At 53.9% G+C, this 15,502-nt stretch carries 14 protein-coding genes; 12 read left to right on the forward strand and 2 right to left on the reverse strand.

From position 1 onward, the window contains the following. The first annotated feature begins 58 nt into the window (after window positions 1-58). Both Q4501_RS14255 and Q4501_RS14260 read left to right on the forward strand, forming a co-directional pair. Window positions 59-826 carry an ABC transporter substrate-binding protein gene (locus tag Q4501_RS14255; RefSeq protein WP_303597169.1) on the forward strand — a complete coding sequence of 256 codons (768 nt, stop codon included), beginning with the start codon at window positions 59-61 and terminating at the stop codon, window positions 824-826. Between the two features lie 46 nt (window positions 827-872). Beyond that, on the forward strand, window positions 873-1,298 hold the full coding sequence (locus Q4501_RS14260; RefSeq protein ID WP_303596933.1) for a hotdog fold thioesterase: 426 nt from the start codon (window positions 873-875) through the stop codon (window positions 1,296-1,298). Window positions 1,299-1,325: 27 nt separating this feature from the next. On the opposite strand, the gene Q4501_RS14265 is transcribed toward Q4501_RS14260, so the two are convergent. Beyond that, window positions 1,326-2,288, reverse strand: coding sequence for a GGDEF domain-containing protein (locus tag Q4501_RS14265; protein ID WP_303596934.1), 963 nt, complete (start codon window positions 2,286-2,288; stop codon window positions 1,326-1,328). A 257-nt stretch (window positions 2,289-2,545) separates the two neighbouring features. Between Q4501_RS14265 and rarD the strand changes: the two genes are divergently transcribed. The 10 genes from rarD to Q4501_RS14315 all read left to right on the forward strand — a co-directional run bounded on the left by rarD (window position 2,546) and on the right by Q4501_RS14315 (window position 15,031). After that, window positions 2,546-3,433, forward strand: a complete 888-nt coding sequence (rarD, locus tag Q4501_RS14270) for an EamA family transporter RarD (RefSeq protein ID WP_303596935.1) — start codon at window positions 2,546-2,548, stop codon at window positions 3,431-3,433. After that, a complete protein-coding gene (locus Q4501_RS14275) occupies window positions 3,430-3,648 on the forward strand; it encodes a DUF3565 domain-containing protein (RefSeq protein ID WP_303596936.1) in 219 nt (72 codons plus the stop codon). Before rarD ends, Q4501_RS14275 begins: the two co-directional genes overlap by 4 nt. A 70-nt stretch (window positions 3,649-3,718) precedes the next feature. Further along, window positions 3,719-5,395 carry a methyl-accepting chemotaxis protein gene (locus Q4501_RS14280; RefSeq protein WP_303596937.1) on the forward strand — a complete coding sequence of 559 codons (1,677 nt, stop codon included), beginning with the start codon at window positions 3,719-3,721 and terminating at the stop codon, window positions 5,393-5,395. 133 nt (window positions 5,396-5,528) lie between these two features. Then, complete coding sequence (locus Q4501_RS14285) at window positions 5,529-6,593, forward strand: TRAP transporter substrate-binding protein (protein WP_303597170.1); 1,065 nt, start codon at window positions 5,529-5,531, stop codon at window positions 6,591-6,593. Between the two features lie 135 nt (window positions 6,594-6,728). Next, window positions 6,729-8,750, forward strand: coding sequence for a bifunctional metallophosphatase/5'-nucleotidase (locus tag Q4501_RS14290; RefSeq protein WP_303596938.1), 2,022 nt, complete (start codon window positions 6,729-6,731; stop codon window positions 8,748-8,750). Window positions 8,751-8,847: 97 nt separating this feature from the next. Beyond that, window positions 8,848-9,984, forward strand: a complete 1,137-nt coding sequence (gene potA / locus Q4501_RS14295; RefSeq protein ID WP_303596939.1) for a spermidine/putrescine ABC transporter ATP-binding protein PotA — start codon at window positions 8,848-8,850, stop codon at window positions 9,982-9,984. Further along, a complete protein-coding gene (gene potB, locus Q4501_RS14300) occupies window positions 9,968-10,828 on the forward strand; it encodes a spermidine/putrescine ABC transporter permease PotB (RefSeq protein WP_303596940.1) in 861 nt (286 codons plus the stop codon). Before potA ends, potB begins: the two co-directional genes overlap by 17 nt. Beyond that, window positions 10,828-11,595, forward strand: coding sequence for a spermidine/putrescine ABC transporter permease PotC (gene potC / locus Q4501_RS14305; protein WP_303596941.1), 768 nt, complete (start codon window positions 10,828-10,830; stop codon window positions 11,593-11,595). The genes potB and potC overlap by 1 nt, the downstream gene beginning before the upstream one ends. Next, window positions 11,592-12,632 (forward strand): extracellular solute-binding protein, encoded by a 1,041-nt coding sequence (locus Q4501_RS14310; protein ID WP_303596942.1) that lies wholly within the window; start codon window positions 11,592-11,594, stop codon window positions 12,630-12,632. Before potC ends, Q4501_RS14310 begins: the two co-directional genes overlap by 4 nt. 122 nt (window positions 12,633-12,754) lie before the next feature. Then, the gene (locus tag Q4501_RS14315; protein WP_303596943.1) at window positions 12,755-15,031 is read left to right on the forward strand and encodes a diguanylate cyclase; all 2,277 of its coding nucleotides are present in this window, start codon (window positions 12,755-12,757) and stop codon (window positions 15,029-15,031) included. On the opposite strand, the gene Q4501_RS14320 is transcribed toward Q4501_RS14315, so the two are convergent. Beyond that, window positions 15,028-15,471, reverse strand: a complete 444-nt coding sequence (locus Q4501_RS14320) for a universal stress protein (RefSeq protein WP_303596944.1) — start codon at window positions 15,469-15,471, stop codon at window positions 15,028-15,030. The genes Q4501_RS14315 and Q4501_RS14320 overlap by 4 nt on opposite strands. Window positions 15,472-15,502 lie beyond the last annotated feature (31 nt).

A 15,502-nucleotide genomic window follows, 5' to 3' on the forward strand; every position in this document is an offset into this window, starting at 1 on the left:
ATACTTGTCAGGTTCCCGAAAAAAAGCATCTACCGCCGTCAGGAGGCTGTTGCCAGTGATGCTGGTGCTGATGGTTTTTTGTAATTCAGGAGCAGCAGAGCCGGCCTGCAAAACCTTGACGGTGAGTGGCAACCCGGAGTACCCGCCACTTCTCTGGGAAGACCCTCAGGCCCCTGAGCACCTGACCGGTGCGGCAACCGCTCTGCTAAGAGAGATCCTCGAACCACTTGGCGTGCAGCTGGAGGTGCGGCGCCTCGGCTCCTGGGCGCGAGTTCAGCGCCTTGCCCGGGTGGGGGAACTCGATATGGTTGCCGGTGCGTTTATTACCTCTGAACGCATCAAGTATATGGATTACCTGTTGCCTCCATTCACGTATCTTCCCACGGCCGTCTGGGTACCCAAAGACGGGGTGTTTGAGTATCGTCACTGGCCTGACCTGAAAGGAAAGCGGGGAAGTACACTGATAAACAACAGTTTCGGTCAGAGATTTGACCGCTATGCTGAACGCAACTTACAAGTTGTCAGCGTCAGAACCATAGAGCAATCCTTCGATATGGCGTTGGCCGGACGCGTTGATTACGTTTTGTATGAACGATTGCAGGGGCAGGTGAAGCTTCAGCGGCTTGGCCTTGCAGACAAGTTTGTTGCGCTCGATGTGCCCATTAGCAACGAAGGGCTATTCTTTACGTTTTCCAAGAATTCGCAATGTAACACCTTTGAGTTCCGTGAACGCATTGCTGATAGGCTGTTTAAACTCATCGATGCAGGTCGTATGGCCGAAATTGTCAGTGAGTATACGGCCAGATACATGTCTCTGAAGCCGTAGTGGCAGTGAGATACTTCTATTAAACCCGTCAGAGAGTTTTATCAGTATGGCAATCTGGACCCGCACACCGGACCTTGAGCATTTGGCTAAAGCCAGCGCAAATACAGCTGTCAGCCACATGGGCATTGAGTACACCGAAATTGGTGACGATTATGTAACAGGCCGGATGCCGGTCGATGAGCGCACGGTGCAGCCTTTTGGCATTCTCCACGGAGGGTCGTCGGTGGTGTTGGCAGAAACCCTGGGCAGCATGGCTGCCAACTGGTGCCTGAAAGATCCTGATACCGTCGCAGTCGGGCTCGAAATCAACGCCAACCACATTCGCCCGGTTACCCAAGGCTGGGTTTATGGGACGGCCAGGCCTATTCATATTGGCAGTGCGACTCAGGTCTGGGAAATCCGTATGGAAAATGAAGCGGGTAAAACGACCTGTATATCTCGCCTGACCATGGCAGTTACACGGAGGCCTTAGACTTTTCAGGCTGCTCTAAAATCCATCTCAGAGCTGTGAAAAAGTATGTACCCTGTCCCGGCCTCGCGTCTTGGACAGGTACATGGCTTCATCAGCTCGTGAGAGCAATGCCTCAAGCCTGTCATCGTCAACTGACAGGGTGGCCACGCCAAAACTGGCTTTTTGGCGGAGTTCGGTTTTTCGGTAGCGAATCCGCAATTCCTGCAACAGAAAGCGTAACCGTTCAGCCAATTCCACAGCTTGGGCCAGAGGTGTGTCCGGCAGGAGTACGGCGAACTCTTCACCGCCAATACGCGCTGCAACGTCTGACTCCCGTACTTTGTCCATCAGCAAACGGCCTACCGCTCTGAGAACCGCATCTCCCGCTTCGTGGCCATAACTATCATTGGTCTGTTTGAAGTGGTCCAGATCGAACATGATTACGGCCAGTGGCGTCTGCTGCCGGCGTGCCTGTTTGAGTAGTTGCTCGCCAAACTGGAAAAACGCTCGACGGTTATTGAGGAGTGTGAGCTCATCCTGTCTTGAAGCTGCTTCGGCTTGTTGTCGGGCACTTCGCAAGGCCAGTTCCATGTTTTTTCGATCAGTGATGTCGGTAGCAATTTCCAGGCGAACCAGGCGCCCATCGGTCCACTCAATGGCCTGGTCCCGACATTGATACCAGTGTTTGGAGACCTCGTTCTGGAATTCCCATACGTGTGTACCGGTGGCTTCGTTATGGTTTTTGATCAACAGGCTGTTTGTGCAGAAGCTGCAGGGACCATCGTTGTTCTGCAGGACCTTCCAGCACTTCCCGCCTTTCTGGAACTCACCCCAAATCCTGCGTCCATAAGCATTTATGTATAACAGCTCATACGTATCAAAGTCGGCGACATACACCAGGGCGTCAAGATTATCGAGAATCGTTTGAAGCCCCGCCACAGACAATTGCCCTGAGACGTCGGGATCAGCACTCCGGGAAGGAATGATGTTCTTGGTATCACGAGTAGTCATTGGCGTCAGTTTTGGGGGCTATTCGGCGCAGTATAGCAGCGATCAGTCAAATGATGGCAGTTACGGTTTGGCCGTCGGCTTCCTCAAGGGATATTTCCTGAATGTGCTGCCTGGCTTCGGCAACAAAATACCGGGCTGTTTTCATGGCAGATTTTCCGTACTTTGAATGTACTCAAAGGTTAAGCCATATTGCCTAAGTGCGTAACCCGCCAGGCATGTTAAATTTAGTGCCGAAATATAATGAGGAAGCTATCAGTATGGCAGCGCAGGAAGCCCGAAAAGGCGTTTTTTACGGCACGTTTGCCTACACTATGTGGGGCTGCTTTCCGCTATATTTTGCTCTGTTTGACGGGGTCCCAGCCTGGGAAGTGGTTATTCATCGGGTGATCTGGTCCTGTCTGTTTCTGGCGTTTATTGTCACCTTTCTGAAACGCTGGCAACCCGTAAGGGTGGCGCTTGCACAGCCAGCAAAACTGGGATTTGTTCTTGGTTGTGCCGTGCTTATTGCTGTGAACTGGGGCGTTTATATTTATGCCGTGGAGACCCGGCAGGTGCTTCAGGCCAGCCTTGGTTATTTTCTGACGCCACTGGTAAATGTTGGGTTGGGCATGCTGGTGCTCAAGGAGAGTATTTCCCGGTTGCAGATTCTGGCTGTAGTGCTCGCAACGCTTGCGATTCTGTATCAGTTGTTTTTGCTGGGCGTTGTGCCCTGGATAACGCTGGTGCTGGCGTTCAGCTTCGGAACCTATGGCCTGCTTCGCAAACAGGTAGCTCTGGATGGGCTCTCGGGGTTGTTTGTGGAAACTTTGCTTTTGCTGCCCGTGGCCATTATGGCGCTCACTGTTTTGAGTTATTCAGGGATTTCACACTTTTCAGAGAATGCATCCACCACGCTCCTGCTGATTTCCAGCGGGGTGGTAACGGCGATTCCTTTGTTGGCGTTTGCCGGCGCTGCTCGAAGATTGCGCCTGGCGACGGTTGGGTTTCTCATGTATATCAACCCGACAATTCAGTTTCTGATTGCGCTGACGGTTTTCAGTGAGCCCCTCAGCGTCGAAAAGCTGACAAGTTTTATAATGATCTGGATAGCCTTGGCGATCTATTCCTGGTCCGCCTGGGCCGGTCGCACCAGGCCTCTAACATGAAGCAGCCGATAATCGGATATCACAAGGATGAAGTGGATCACTGGGTCGCCCGACTGGCCTGTGGTCATAACCAACATGTGCGCCATTCGCCGCCCTGGATCAACAGGCCCTGGGTGACCACCGCGGAGGGGCGAGGGTCTATGCTTGGCTTTCAGCTCGATTGCCGTAAGTGCGACGAGGGCGCGGCCCGTGATTTCGTAGAAAATAATACTTAGCATTTATTCAAGATATCCCGGATTTTGTCGATAGTAATTCGAGACAATGCTTTTCTGAGGATCTGCCGTAATGAATTTTCTGAACAACCTGCATATTCGAACCCGTCTGCTTCTGGCCGTATTGATACCGGTCCTGGTTACAGCCGCGACGGTCGCCTGGATTTCTGTCAGCCAGATTCAGGCTCACGGGGAGGCAGAGTTAGAGCGTCTTGAATCAAGCCTTCTGGAAGCTCGAAAGGCAGGGCTGAAGAACCTGATCGATGCCGCGAAAGCGGTGGTGCTGGAAGCAAAAAACGACCCTGAACTGTCGGAGGAAGAAGCAAAGGCCCAGGCTGCATCCCGCTTGCGTTCTATCCGGTTCGAGAAGACGAATTACGTCTTCGCATACAACAGGGCAGCGCAGGCAGTCGCTTATTCTCCGGACCCTTCCAGAGAGGGTAAAGACAATAGTCCGGTCGTCAAAAAACTCGTTGGCAGCCTGTTTGGTGCGGCAGAATCCACGGGCTATCTCGGATATGACTGGCCTAATCCGGCTTCCGGTAACGAAGAGCCCAAGGTGTCTTACTCCGCGATTATTCCGGGGTGGGACTGGATGATTGGGGCGGGTGTCTACGTTACCGATATTGACCGACAGGTTGATGCTGCGCGCGTGGAAATCGAGGATAACATAGGTGCAATGCTTGGCTTTATTCTGTTGGTCACAGCTGTTGCTGTGGTCACCTCGCTGGTAATTGGTGTTTTCGTCGGCCGCACAGTGACGGTGCCTTTGAAAAGAGTCAGCGACATGATGCAGGAGATTGCTGATGGTGATGGTGATTTGCGTCAGCGTTTGCCAGAAGAGGGCCGTGATGAGCTTTCTGAACTGGGCCGTCGCTTTAACGCCTTTGTTATCAAAATTCAGACGACTATCCGGGAAGTCGGCGCCACAACTGATCAGGTAGCATCTGCTGCCGAGGAATTGAGCCGTGTCGCCAATGAAACACGAGCGTCGGTTCAGGAACAGGGATCCGAAACCGATCAGATTGCTTCTGCAATCAATGAAATGGCAGCAACCATCCAGCAGATTTCCGGAAACGCCAGCGAAGTTGAAAGTGCTGCATCAGATGCTGACCGCATGGCCCGAGACGGTGGCGAGACCATCGCCAATGCGCAAGGTTCGGTAAACAAGCTTTCTGAGGAAATTCAGGAAAGCGCGCTCAGTATTAACGCTCTGGCTGAGAAATCAGATGACATCCAGAGGGTGCTGGACGTGATTCAGTCCGTGACCGAACAGACCAACTTGCTCGCACTGAACGCGGCTATCGAGGCGGCCAGAGCAGGCGACCATGGTCGCGGCTTCTCTGTGGTCGCAGATGAGGTGCGTCAACTGGCTCGGCGTAGTGCCGAATCGGCAGATCAGATCCGTGAAATGATCGATGGCTTCGTCAGTGAAACCCGCTCAGCCGTAGAGCGAATGAATCGATCGCGCGACCGTTCGTCGGAGACGGTGGAGCGGATTAATCACGCCACAGGTGCGCTGGTGACCATTGAGAAATCGGTTGGGCAGATCCATGATCAGGTAACCCAGATTGCCACTGCGGCCGAGCAACAAAGCCAGGTGGCGGAAGAGATCAATCAGAACGTGGTACGCATTGTCGATGCAGCGCAGCGCAGTGATACCGGGGTTACTCAGACCAATGAGGCCAGCCATGAGCTGGCTCGTCTGGGCGAAAGCCTGCGGGATCTGGTGAGCCGGTTCAAGGTCTAATCAATATATGCGAAGGGCCATGCGCTTGCGGCTGTGATTACAGCCCTTGGCGCAAGGTGTCATCACGGGCTAAGATTGTGGGCGCGTTCGCGATATAGCAATAACATAACAACATGAAATGGTGCCAACAATGATGACTCGTCTGTTCAGAATGGCGGCGGTGACGCTGCTGTTCTCTGTTAGTACGCTCGGCGTAGCAGCAGAAAATTACACTTTGCGCCTTGCGCAAACCTGGGGGCCTAACTCACCGATTCTTGGTGAAACCACTGAACATATGGCTGCGATGGCGGAAGAAATGTCCGGTGGACGCCTTAAAATCCGTATCGACAGCTCCAACAAGCATAAAGCGCCTTTCGGCATTTTTGACCTGGTGCGCAATGGTCAGTACGACATGGGACACACGGCTTCTTATTATTATAAGGGCACGATTCCCAATGCCATGTACTTCACCACCATCCCCTTCGGCCTGATTGCGCCAGAAATGTATGCATGGTTTTACCATGGCGAAGGCATGGAGTTGATGCAGAAGGTTTATGAGCCGTACGGACTGCTCTCTTTCCCTGGTGGCAACACCGGCAACCAGATGGGTGGTTGGTTCAACAAGGAGATCAATTCTGTAGCGGATCTCAAAGGCCTGAAAATGCGCACCCCGGGGTTTGCAGGTGAAGTCATGTCTGAACTCGGCGTGGCCGTAACCAACCTGCCGCCCGGAGAGCTATACACAGCGCTTGAGCGCGGTACAGTTGATGCGGTCGAGTGGGTCGGGCCGGCTCTTGATTTTCCGATGGGCTTCCACCAGATCGCGAAGTATTACTATTCCGGCTGGCAGGAGCCGGGTGCAGAAGTGCAGTTTCTGATCAACCAAAAAACCTGGAAGAGCCTGCCCAAGGACCTTCAGGAAATCCTTCGGGTTGCCATGCGTCTTGCTGCCTATGACATGTACATCCAGAGCTATGACGAGAGCGGTGTGGCCTGGGATCGTATGAAAGAAGACTATCCGGAGGTCACGCACAAGACCTTCCCGCCGGAAGTCATCGAGGCGATGCGCGAAGCAACTAACAAGTTGCTGGCCGAAGCTGCTGAGAAAGATGAGTTGGCGAAAGAAATCATCGATTCCCAATTCGATTACCTGAAGCGGGTTCGTCAGTGGACCAATATTTCAGATAAAGCCTATCTGAACAGCATTGCCGAAGACTGACAAGCTGTACTCCCCGGTGACATATTTCTGACTTCCTTCGGTCATGAGTATGTCACCTCCTCTTTCTATTGTCTTTGAGGGCCCGCGCGCTTAACGCGACGGCAGCCACCAGAAACGAGACAAGGAAAGAGCCCCATGTTTGAACCCAGACCACTCACCCGTGCTGTTATTCTGGCACTGTCTGCTGCAGCGCTGACGGCATGCAGTGATGACGATGACTCTGTACCCGCAACAGCCGCCGATACTTTTTCTATTCAGGTTCTGCATTTTGCGGATATCGATGGCAGTGGCGGTGCCGCCGATGTTCGTAACATGTCTGCACTTGTGGATGGGTTCCGCGCCGAGATGCCAGAGCGCACTCTTTTGTTGAGTTCGGGCGACAACCTGATTCCCGGGCCGGAATTCTTTGCGGCAAGCGATAGCAGCCTTGCGCCAACTCTGGGTAGCCCCGGTAATGGGCGTGCGAACATTGCCTGGCTGAATGCGATGGGTGTGCAAGCATCTGTAGTGGGCAACCACGATCTGGATACTGGAACCGAAGATTTTGCCGGGCTTATCACGGCAGATGGTGACTGGCCTGGAGCGCAGTTCCCCTATCTCTCTGCAAACATCGATTTCACTACCGATAGCAACACGGCGCCGCTGGTGGCTCCAGACGGTATGTCGGCAGAAGGCGGGACCCTTGCCGCGTCAACGACACTCCAGGTGGATGGTGAGACCATCGGTATCGTTGGTGCTTCGGTTCCCACTTTGTCCAGCATCACCAGCACTGGTTCGCTGACCATTACGCCTGCTGCCTTCGACCCCGCCGTGGATGAGAACCTTGACGCGCTGGCGGCCGATATCCAGGAGGACGTCGATAAGCTGATCGATGCCGGTATCAACAAGATCATCCTTCTGGCTCATATGCAGCAGATCAGTGTCGAGAAGGCGCTGGCACCCCGGCTTGATGGAGTGGACCTGATTATTGCCGGTGGCTCCAACACCTTGCTTGCGGACAGCAATGATTCGTTGCGTGATGGAGATGCTGCGGCTGATGACTACCCCTTGTCGTATGACTCCGCTTCCGGTGAGCCAGTCCTGGTCGTCAACACTGCCGGCGACTTCAGCTATCTGGGCCGACTGGTGCTGGAATTTGACGCACAAGGTTTGATCAACAAAGACGCGTTGGACCCAGGGGTCAACGGTGCCTGGTCGACGGGTATGATCACCCAGACCTTCGAAGTTAACGACACCGTCGATGCTATTACCGATGCGCTTGATGAGGTGCTACTGGCCAAAGACGGCAATATTCTGGGTAAAACAGCCGTATATCTCGAGGGGCGCCGCAACCAGGTTCGCAGTGAGGAAACCAACCTTGGCAACCTGACCGCAGAAGCGAACCTGTGGTTGGCACGACAGCAGGATGCGTCGGTGGCTGTATCTCTTAAAAACGGTGGCGGCATTCGGGATAATATCGGTCAGGCGCTACAGCCCCCGGGAACGTCCGACCCGTCCGAAATCGTGTTCCTGCCGCCGGCGGCCAATGACGCGGTTGGCAAACCTGAGGGTGGTATTTCCCAGTTGGATCTGGAGACCAGCCTGCGATTCAATAACAGCCTGACCATGGTCACCGTTACACCCGCAGAACTGGCGGACCTTCTGGAATATGCGTTTGCTGCCAGCGAGGAAGGTGCCACGCCGGGGCGGTTCCCGCAGATTGCTGGTATGCGAGTTGAATTTGATTACCGTGAGGCTGCTCGTGCCAATGGTGATTCCAATCTCGCTCCGGTCATGACCAGCCGGGTGCGCGAACTGGAGATTCTGAACAGTGACGGGTCTGTTGCCCAGGATGTGGTGACTGCCGGTATGGTTGATACAGCGGGCAGTTCCATCAGGCTGGTTACCCTCGGTTTTCTTGCGGGAGACTGTGTGAACAACGCCACCGCCTCTTGCGGTGACGGCTACCCGTTCAAGAGTCTGGTGGCGCCCGACAAGGTGGACGTAACGGTCAGTCCTGGATTGAGTGATTTCTCACCTGCCGGTGGTGAGCAGGATGCGATGGCCGAATACCTGATGGTCACATACCCGCAAACCGGAAGTGGCTACAACGAGGCAGAGACCCCAGTCGATCAAGACCAGCGAATAGTGAACATAGCAATTAACGCTGCTCCCTGATGGTGCGTTCTCCGGGTCGTCAGAAATATCTGGCGGCCCCCTTTTTGATTCCATCTGTTTCTGTGAAAATAGGTCGCTCATTCTTTGGGCAGCGCCAATGAAACAGACTTTGCTATTCCTGAGCAATCTTTCCAAGCAATTCGGTGGCAAAACCGTGCTCGACAGTCTGGATCTGGAGATCTACGATGGCGAGTTTATCACCCTCCTTGGCCCCTCCGGCTGCGGTAAAACCACCTTGTTGCGCATGATGGCAGGCTTCGACCTCCCGGATCATGGCATTGTCACTCTATCTGGTGTGGATATTACCCAGACGCCACCAGAGCAGCGGCCTTTGAATACCGTGTTCCAGAATTACGCGCTGTTTCCGCACATGTCGGTTTTCGACAATGTTGCCTATGGCCTGAAGATGGAGAAACGGCCGAAAGCAGAAATCCGTGATCGGGTCGATGAGGCGTTGGCCATGGTTCAGCTGGAGGACTTTGCAAAGCGCAAGCCGCACCAGCTGTCCGGTGGCCAGCAGCAGCGGGTTGCTATTGCTCGCGCGGTGGTCAAGCGACCAAAGATGTTGTTACTTGATGAGCCGCTGTCGGCGCTGGATTATAAGTTGCGCCGTACTATGCAGGTAGAGTTGAAGCGCCTGCAGCGTGAGTTGGGCATAACCTTCGTGTTTGTTACTCACGATCAGGAAGAAGCGCTGTCCATGTCTGATCGAATCGTGGTACTTAAAGATGGTCGTGTTCAGCAGCTGGGTACGCCCCGGGAAGTCTATGAACGCCCGGCGAATGTATTCACCGCACGTTTTGTAGGCCAGACTAACTTTTTTCCGGGCCGGGTTACCAGGATTGAGGGCGACCGCATCAGCGTGGATGTGTTTGGCCTGAACCGGGAGCTGAGTAAGCCCCCTTTTCGCATTGCAATGAACCAATCGCTGCATGTTCTGCTGCGCCCGGAAGATATTCGGGTACTCGCGCCAGATGATACCGATGGCGTAGCTGGCAAGATTGTCGAGCGCAACTACAAAGGCAGCACCCTGGATTCGGTTATTGAGCTGGAAGATGGCATCCAGGTGATGGCAAGCGAGTTTTTTGACGAAGACGACCCCGCGTTTGATTACAGCATTGGCGAGCGTGTGCGCGTCAGCTGGGTAGACGGTTGGGAATGGTTGTTGGCCGAAGAAAGTGACGAGCCATTGACGGATGAAGAGGAGCTGGCTGCCGATGATGCTGAGCATTAAGCAACAGCCGTTCAGAGCGGCTGTTCTGGTGCTGGTGTGGGGTTGGCTGCTGTTCCTCGTGCTTGCGCCCAATATGCTGGTGGTGGGTGCCAGCGTAATGACGCGTGACCCCTCAACCTTTATTGCCTTGCCACTGAACCTGGACGCCTATCGGCAATTGTTCAATCCGCTGTACCTGGAGGTGTTTCTTCACTCTCTTTACATGGCGGTTATGACCACGCTGATCTGTCTGTTGATCGGCTATCCGTTTGCCTGGGCACTGTCACATGTGGAAAAGCGCAGGCAGATGCTGCTGATTTTTCTGTTGATCGTGCCATTCTGGACGAATTCGCTGGTACGCACCTATGCCCTGAAATTGATTCTGGCAACCAACGGGCTGTTGAACAGTGCGCTCATGTCACTGGGTGTGATCGAGGAACCGGCGCAGCTTCTTTACACCGAAGGTGCCGTGGTTGTCGGCCTGGTTTATCTTCTGCTGCCGTTCATGATTCTGCCTCTTTACTCGGTATTTGAGGATTTAAGGCAGGATGTGCTGCTTGCGTCTCACGATCTGGGTGCAGGGCGCTTCGCTACGTTTACAAATGTCATCATACCGCTGACACTGCCGGGCGTGCTGGCGGGTGTCATGTTGGTATTGTTGCCCGCCATGGGGTTGTTCTTCGTGCCGGATATTCTGGGTGGTTCGCGTAACCTGCTGGTGGGTAACGTGATCAAGAACCAGTTTCTGGATGCCCGCAACTGGCCGTTTGGCGCTGCCGCCAGCATCGTACTGACCTTCACTATGGCGCTGCTGATGTTTGCCCATCGTTTGAGTAAACGCCGCCTGGGCGAGGAGGGGGCGTGATGCGTTGGCTTTCCCGTAGTTATCTTGCTCTGGTCTATTTGCTGTTGTATGTACCGATTATTGTATTGGTGGTGTTTTCTTTTAACGACTCCCGCACCGGGTACAGCTGGGGCGGACTCAGCCTGCGCTGGTACGAATCGCTGTTCAATAATCACGCCATGGTGCAGGCAATGTGGAACTCGTTGTGGCTAGCGCTCACGGCGGCCACTGTGTCCACGTTAATCGGAGCGCTGACCGCTCTTGCTTTGCACCGCTATCGCTTTCGTGGCAAGAAAGTGCTGAATGGAATGCTGTTTGTGGTCATGATGTCCCCGGAAATCGTGCTGGCGATTTCATTGCTCGGCCTATTCTTGTTGCTGGGCCTGCAGCTTGGATACGTATCGCTGCTGCTGGCACACGTTACTTTCTGTCTGCCGTTCGTGGTGATTACCGTTATGGCGAGGCTTGCCGGGTTTGATGAGCGTCTGCCTGAGGCGGCGAGGGACCTGGGCGCGAGTGACTTCACCATGACCCGGACGGTGCTGATACCGGTTATCATGCCGGCGTTGATGGCCGGATGGCTGTTGGGTTTCACGCTTTCCATGGATGATGTTGTGGTGAGCACTTTTGTAAGCGGCCCGAGTTACGAAATTCTCCCTTTACGCATCTATTCCATGGTGCGTGTCGGGCTTAAACCCGAAGTAAACGCACTGGGCACTTTGTTGCTCGTGTTCTCACTGGTGATGTTGATGATGTCGCAATGGATTCTCTCAAGGAGCAAACAATGAAAAAACTCGCACTGGCCGGCGCGCTGGCACTGGGCCTTATGGGCTGCAGCTCGGACGACCCGCAGGTACTGAATCTGTACAACTGGTCTGAGTATATGCCGCAGGAGGTGTTGACCCGCTTCCAGGATGAGACCGGCATAAAAGTTGTCTACACTACCTACGACAGCAACGAAGCCATGTATGCGCGACTAAAACTGCTGGATGAGAGCGCCGCCTATGATCTTGCGGTGCCATCGACCTACTACGTGAGTAAAATGCGCAACGAAGGTCTGTTGCTGCCCATCGATCAAAGCAAAATCAGCGGCTTTGATCAGCTTGATTCCGAGCTTGTCGGCCTGGATATAGATCCGGACAACCAGTACAGCGTGCCGTATCTCTGGGGCACTACAGGCATTGGTGTTGATACCGCCGATATCGAAGGCGAACCTGTGACCGCCTGGGAAGATCTCTGGGATGAGCGTTTCGAAGGTCGGGTGAATCTGACCAATGACATGCGGGAAGTTTTCCACATGGGGCTGCGTGTTCTGGGTTATTCCGGTAACAGCACCGACCCGCAACAGATTGAAGAAGCCTATGAAAAGCTGACAGAGCTGATGCCCTCCGTGCGTACCTTCAATTCAGACGCCCCCCGTATGCCGTTCCTTGAAGGCGAGGCGGATGTTGGCATGATCTGGAACGGTGAAGCCGTTATGGGCAAGGACAGCATGGAAGCCTTGGAATATGTGTACCCCAAGGAGGGCGTTATCGCCTGGCTGGATAGCTTTGTGATTCCCAAGAACGCCAAGAATCCGGAAGCCGCTCACAAATTCATCAGCTTCGTGCTGCAGCCAGAAATTGCGGCACTGATCAGCGAAGACATCGGCTATGCCACGCCTGTGCTGTCAGCAAGGGATTTGTTGGGCGATGAGGTTGCCGGGAATCGTGCGAGCTATCCAACACCTGAAGACATGGTTAACGCTGAGTTTCAGAGCGATATTGGTGATGAAGCCTTGCAGGTGTACGCCAGGTATTGGGAGAAACTGAAGTCTGGTTTGTGATGTTTCTTTGAGCATTGAATCTGCAGGGCCTATCCCTGGCCCTGCAGCCTGCCTGATACCGGGAATGACGATGGTGTTCTATACTGCCCTGTAACGCCCTTTCAGGCAGGATTTCTGCGCCCATGTGCCGGCACTTTCTGAAAATCCAGATAATCGTCTTTTGCGCCTTTTACGGGCTCTTTTCTGTTACCGCTACTGCTGCACCACAGCCAGTGACTGAAGGCTGGGAATACCGTTGGGGCGATTTACCCTTCACCGCGGAAGGCGTGCCCGACTGGTCGGCTGCGCAAGATCCAGGACAATGGCATGCCACTGATTTTCCAAGCAATCCTCCTGGGCGCAATGGCCAGGAACAGGTGTGGTTTCGGGTAACACTGCCGGCGGGCGACTGGCAGGTGCCGGTTTTGTATATCTTGAGTGCTGACCTGATTCTCCAGGCCTGGTTGGACGGAGAAAAGATCTATCAGTACGGAACCTTCGATCAGGATGGACGGGGCAAGTTTGAAGGCTGGCCATGGCACGAGATCGCGTTGCCTGAACACTACGAGAATAAAACGCTCTATTTCCGCGTGTTTTCCGATTATACGGACATAGGTTTTTGGGGTGAAATCGGCATCATCGATCACTCCGAACTCATTCTCTATATTCTTGAAAACTCACTTGAAGCCTTGTTGATCGCCGGGTTTTCTCTATTGGTGGCATTGCTGGCTCTGGTCTTCTCTCTGCTTCAGGGCGGAAGAAAGACCTTTTTCAGTATCGCGCTGTTTGCCCTGGCCTCATCCGTTATGGTGGTGGCAGAGAGCCAGGCCAGCCAGCTGATTGTTCCTTCTGCCCTGTTGTGGAATTACCTTGCAGCAGGAAGCTACTACCTGCTTCCTGTGGCCATGGGGCTTATGTTGGATGAGTGGTTAAGTGATCACAGGTCGCGGCGGGCGATTAGCTTGATCTGGCGCTTGCATCTGGGATACGTGGTGGGTGCTTTGGGCCTGGCGTTAACAGGAGTCGTGTCGCTCTCGTCCACCTTTCCGGTTTTTGATGTCCTGCTCCTGTTTTCGTTGTCAGCAATGGGAGCGTTGACAGTGCCGCGCTTGCGGTCCCTGTCCGTCGAACAGCAGGCCCTTGTGTTGGCGTTCGGAATATTTGGTGTTCTTCTTATCGCCGATATGGCGGTGGCTCATGGTGTTGTGCCCTGGAGTGATGTTCCGGTCAGCCTCGGTTTGCTTTTCTTTGCCCTGGCGGTGGTCATTATTTCGCTACGGCACTTTGTTGCCACCCAGAAGGCCTTGCAAGACCTGACTGTGACTCTGGAGCAGCAGGTGGCCGAGCGTACGAAAAAGGCGGAAACCCTTTTACAACGAGAGCAGGCGAGAACGAGCATACTGGCATTTGAGAACGAGAAGCGTCAGATATTTTCAGATGTGATTACCGAGTTGCAAGCGTGTGCCAGTGTCAACCAGGCGTTTCAGCTGCTGGTCGAAGCTATGCCGAGGCTTTCCCGTCCGCTTAAAGGCATGTTTTATCGGCGTCTGAACGATGGCAGCTACCAACGCCTTGGCTCATGGGGTTATGACAGTAAGGATCCCAATCCGGAGTTATTGCCGGTTGTTGTTACTCTCGACCAGTTGCCCGTTCCGTTGCGCCTTGCGGCCGGTGCGCTAGAGGATGATGAAGCTGCCGCCAGGAGCTGGCAGGGACGGGTGTGCTTTCCTGTTAACGTTGAATTCGCAAGCCACGGCTCGAGGCTTGAAGGCATATTGTTGTTTGATGGCGATAGCATCAGCAACTCAGGGTACACGGAATACGGTGCAGCGCGGCTTATGTCCTCCATTAGCCTGGTTGCAGAACGCATCGGAGTTACGCTCTCAGGTATTTCGCTCCGGGAAGATCTGTTGCGATTTTCCTATGAAGACGCGCTCACTGGCCTGAAAAATCGCCGCTACTTTGATCAGCTCATTGCACATGAAACAGCTGTTGCTTTACGCAATAATTCACCACTTTCGCTGTTGCTGCTGGATATTGATCACTTCAAACGCTTTAACGATAACCACGGGCACGAGGCGGGAGATGCGGCTTTGCAGGTATTTGCGTCGATACTGAAATCCCGGTTCCGGGGAAGCGATATCGTGTGTCGTTATGGAGGGGAGGAGTTTGTGGTAGTTTTGCCCGCCTCCGACATCATAGGCGCCAGAGAGCGGGCTGAAGAACTGCGAGCTGCAGCGCGGAACGAAACAGTGATGTTCGAGGGCAACAATCTCGGACATCTGACCATATCCGTCGGAGTGGCCAACTGGCCGGCCAGCACAAGCCAGCCGGAGCAGTTGTTGAAGCTTGCAGATGACATGCTGTACCGGGCTAAAACCAGCGGTCGTGATAACGTTGAGGTGTCTCCAGACTCCTAGACAACCAGGACGGGGCATTTAGCGTGCGAGGCGACCCGGTGGGACACGCTGCCAAGTATCATCCCGTCTTTGTCGCTGTGGGTGCCTCGGGTGCCCACCACGATCAGATCCGCTTCCTTATCCTGGGCAAATTTTATAATAACCTTCGAGGGGCGTCCGGCTTTCACAAAGCCGCGAATCTTGGTCGCTCCATGGTCCTTCGCCATATCTTTGGCGTGATTGACTACCTCTTTGGCGTACTCCGAAAGCACCTTATCCGGAATGTCCATGTCGGCAGGCCGGCCAATGGATAGCGATGCTTCAAACAGGCTGTGGTGTTTGTAGACACAGATAATAAATATTTCTGCCGCAGGGATCAGCTTTTGCAACTCGATGGCCTTATCAAGAGCCTTGAGAGAGGTTTTGGAACCATCCACCGCCACCAGTATCCGTTTGAACATGGTTTTCTCCTTAAGAATTCAGGTCCGGTTG

The sequence above is a fragment of the Marinobacter sp. 2_MG-2023 genome, from assembly GCF_030546935.1.
In the GTDB taxonomy this organism is placed as follows: domain Bacteria; phylum Pseudomonadota; class Gammaproteobacteria; order Pseudomonadales; family Oleiphilaceae; genus Marinobacter.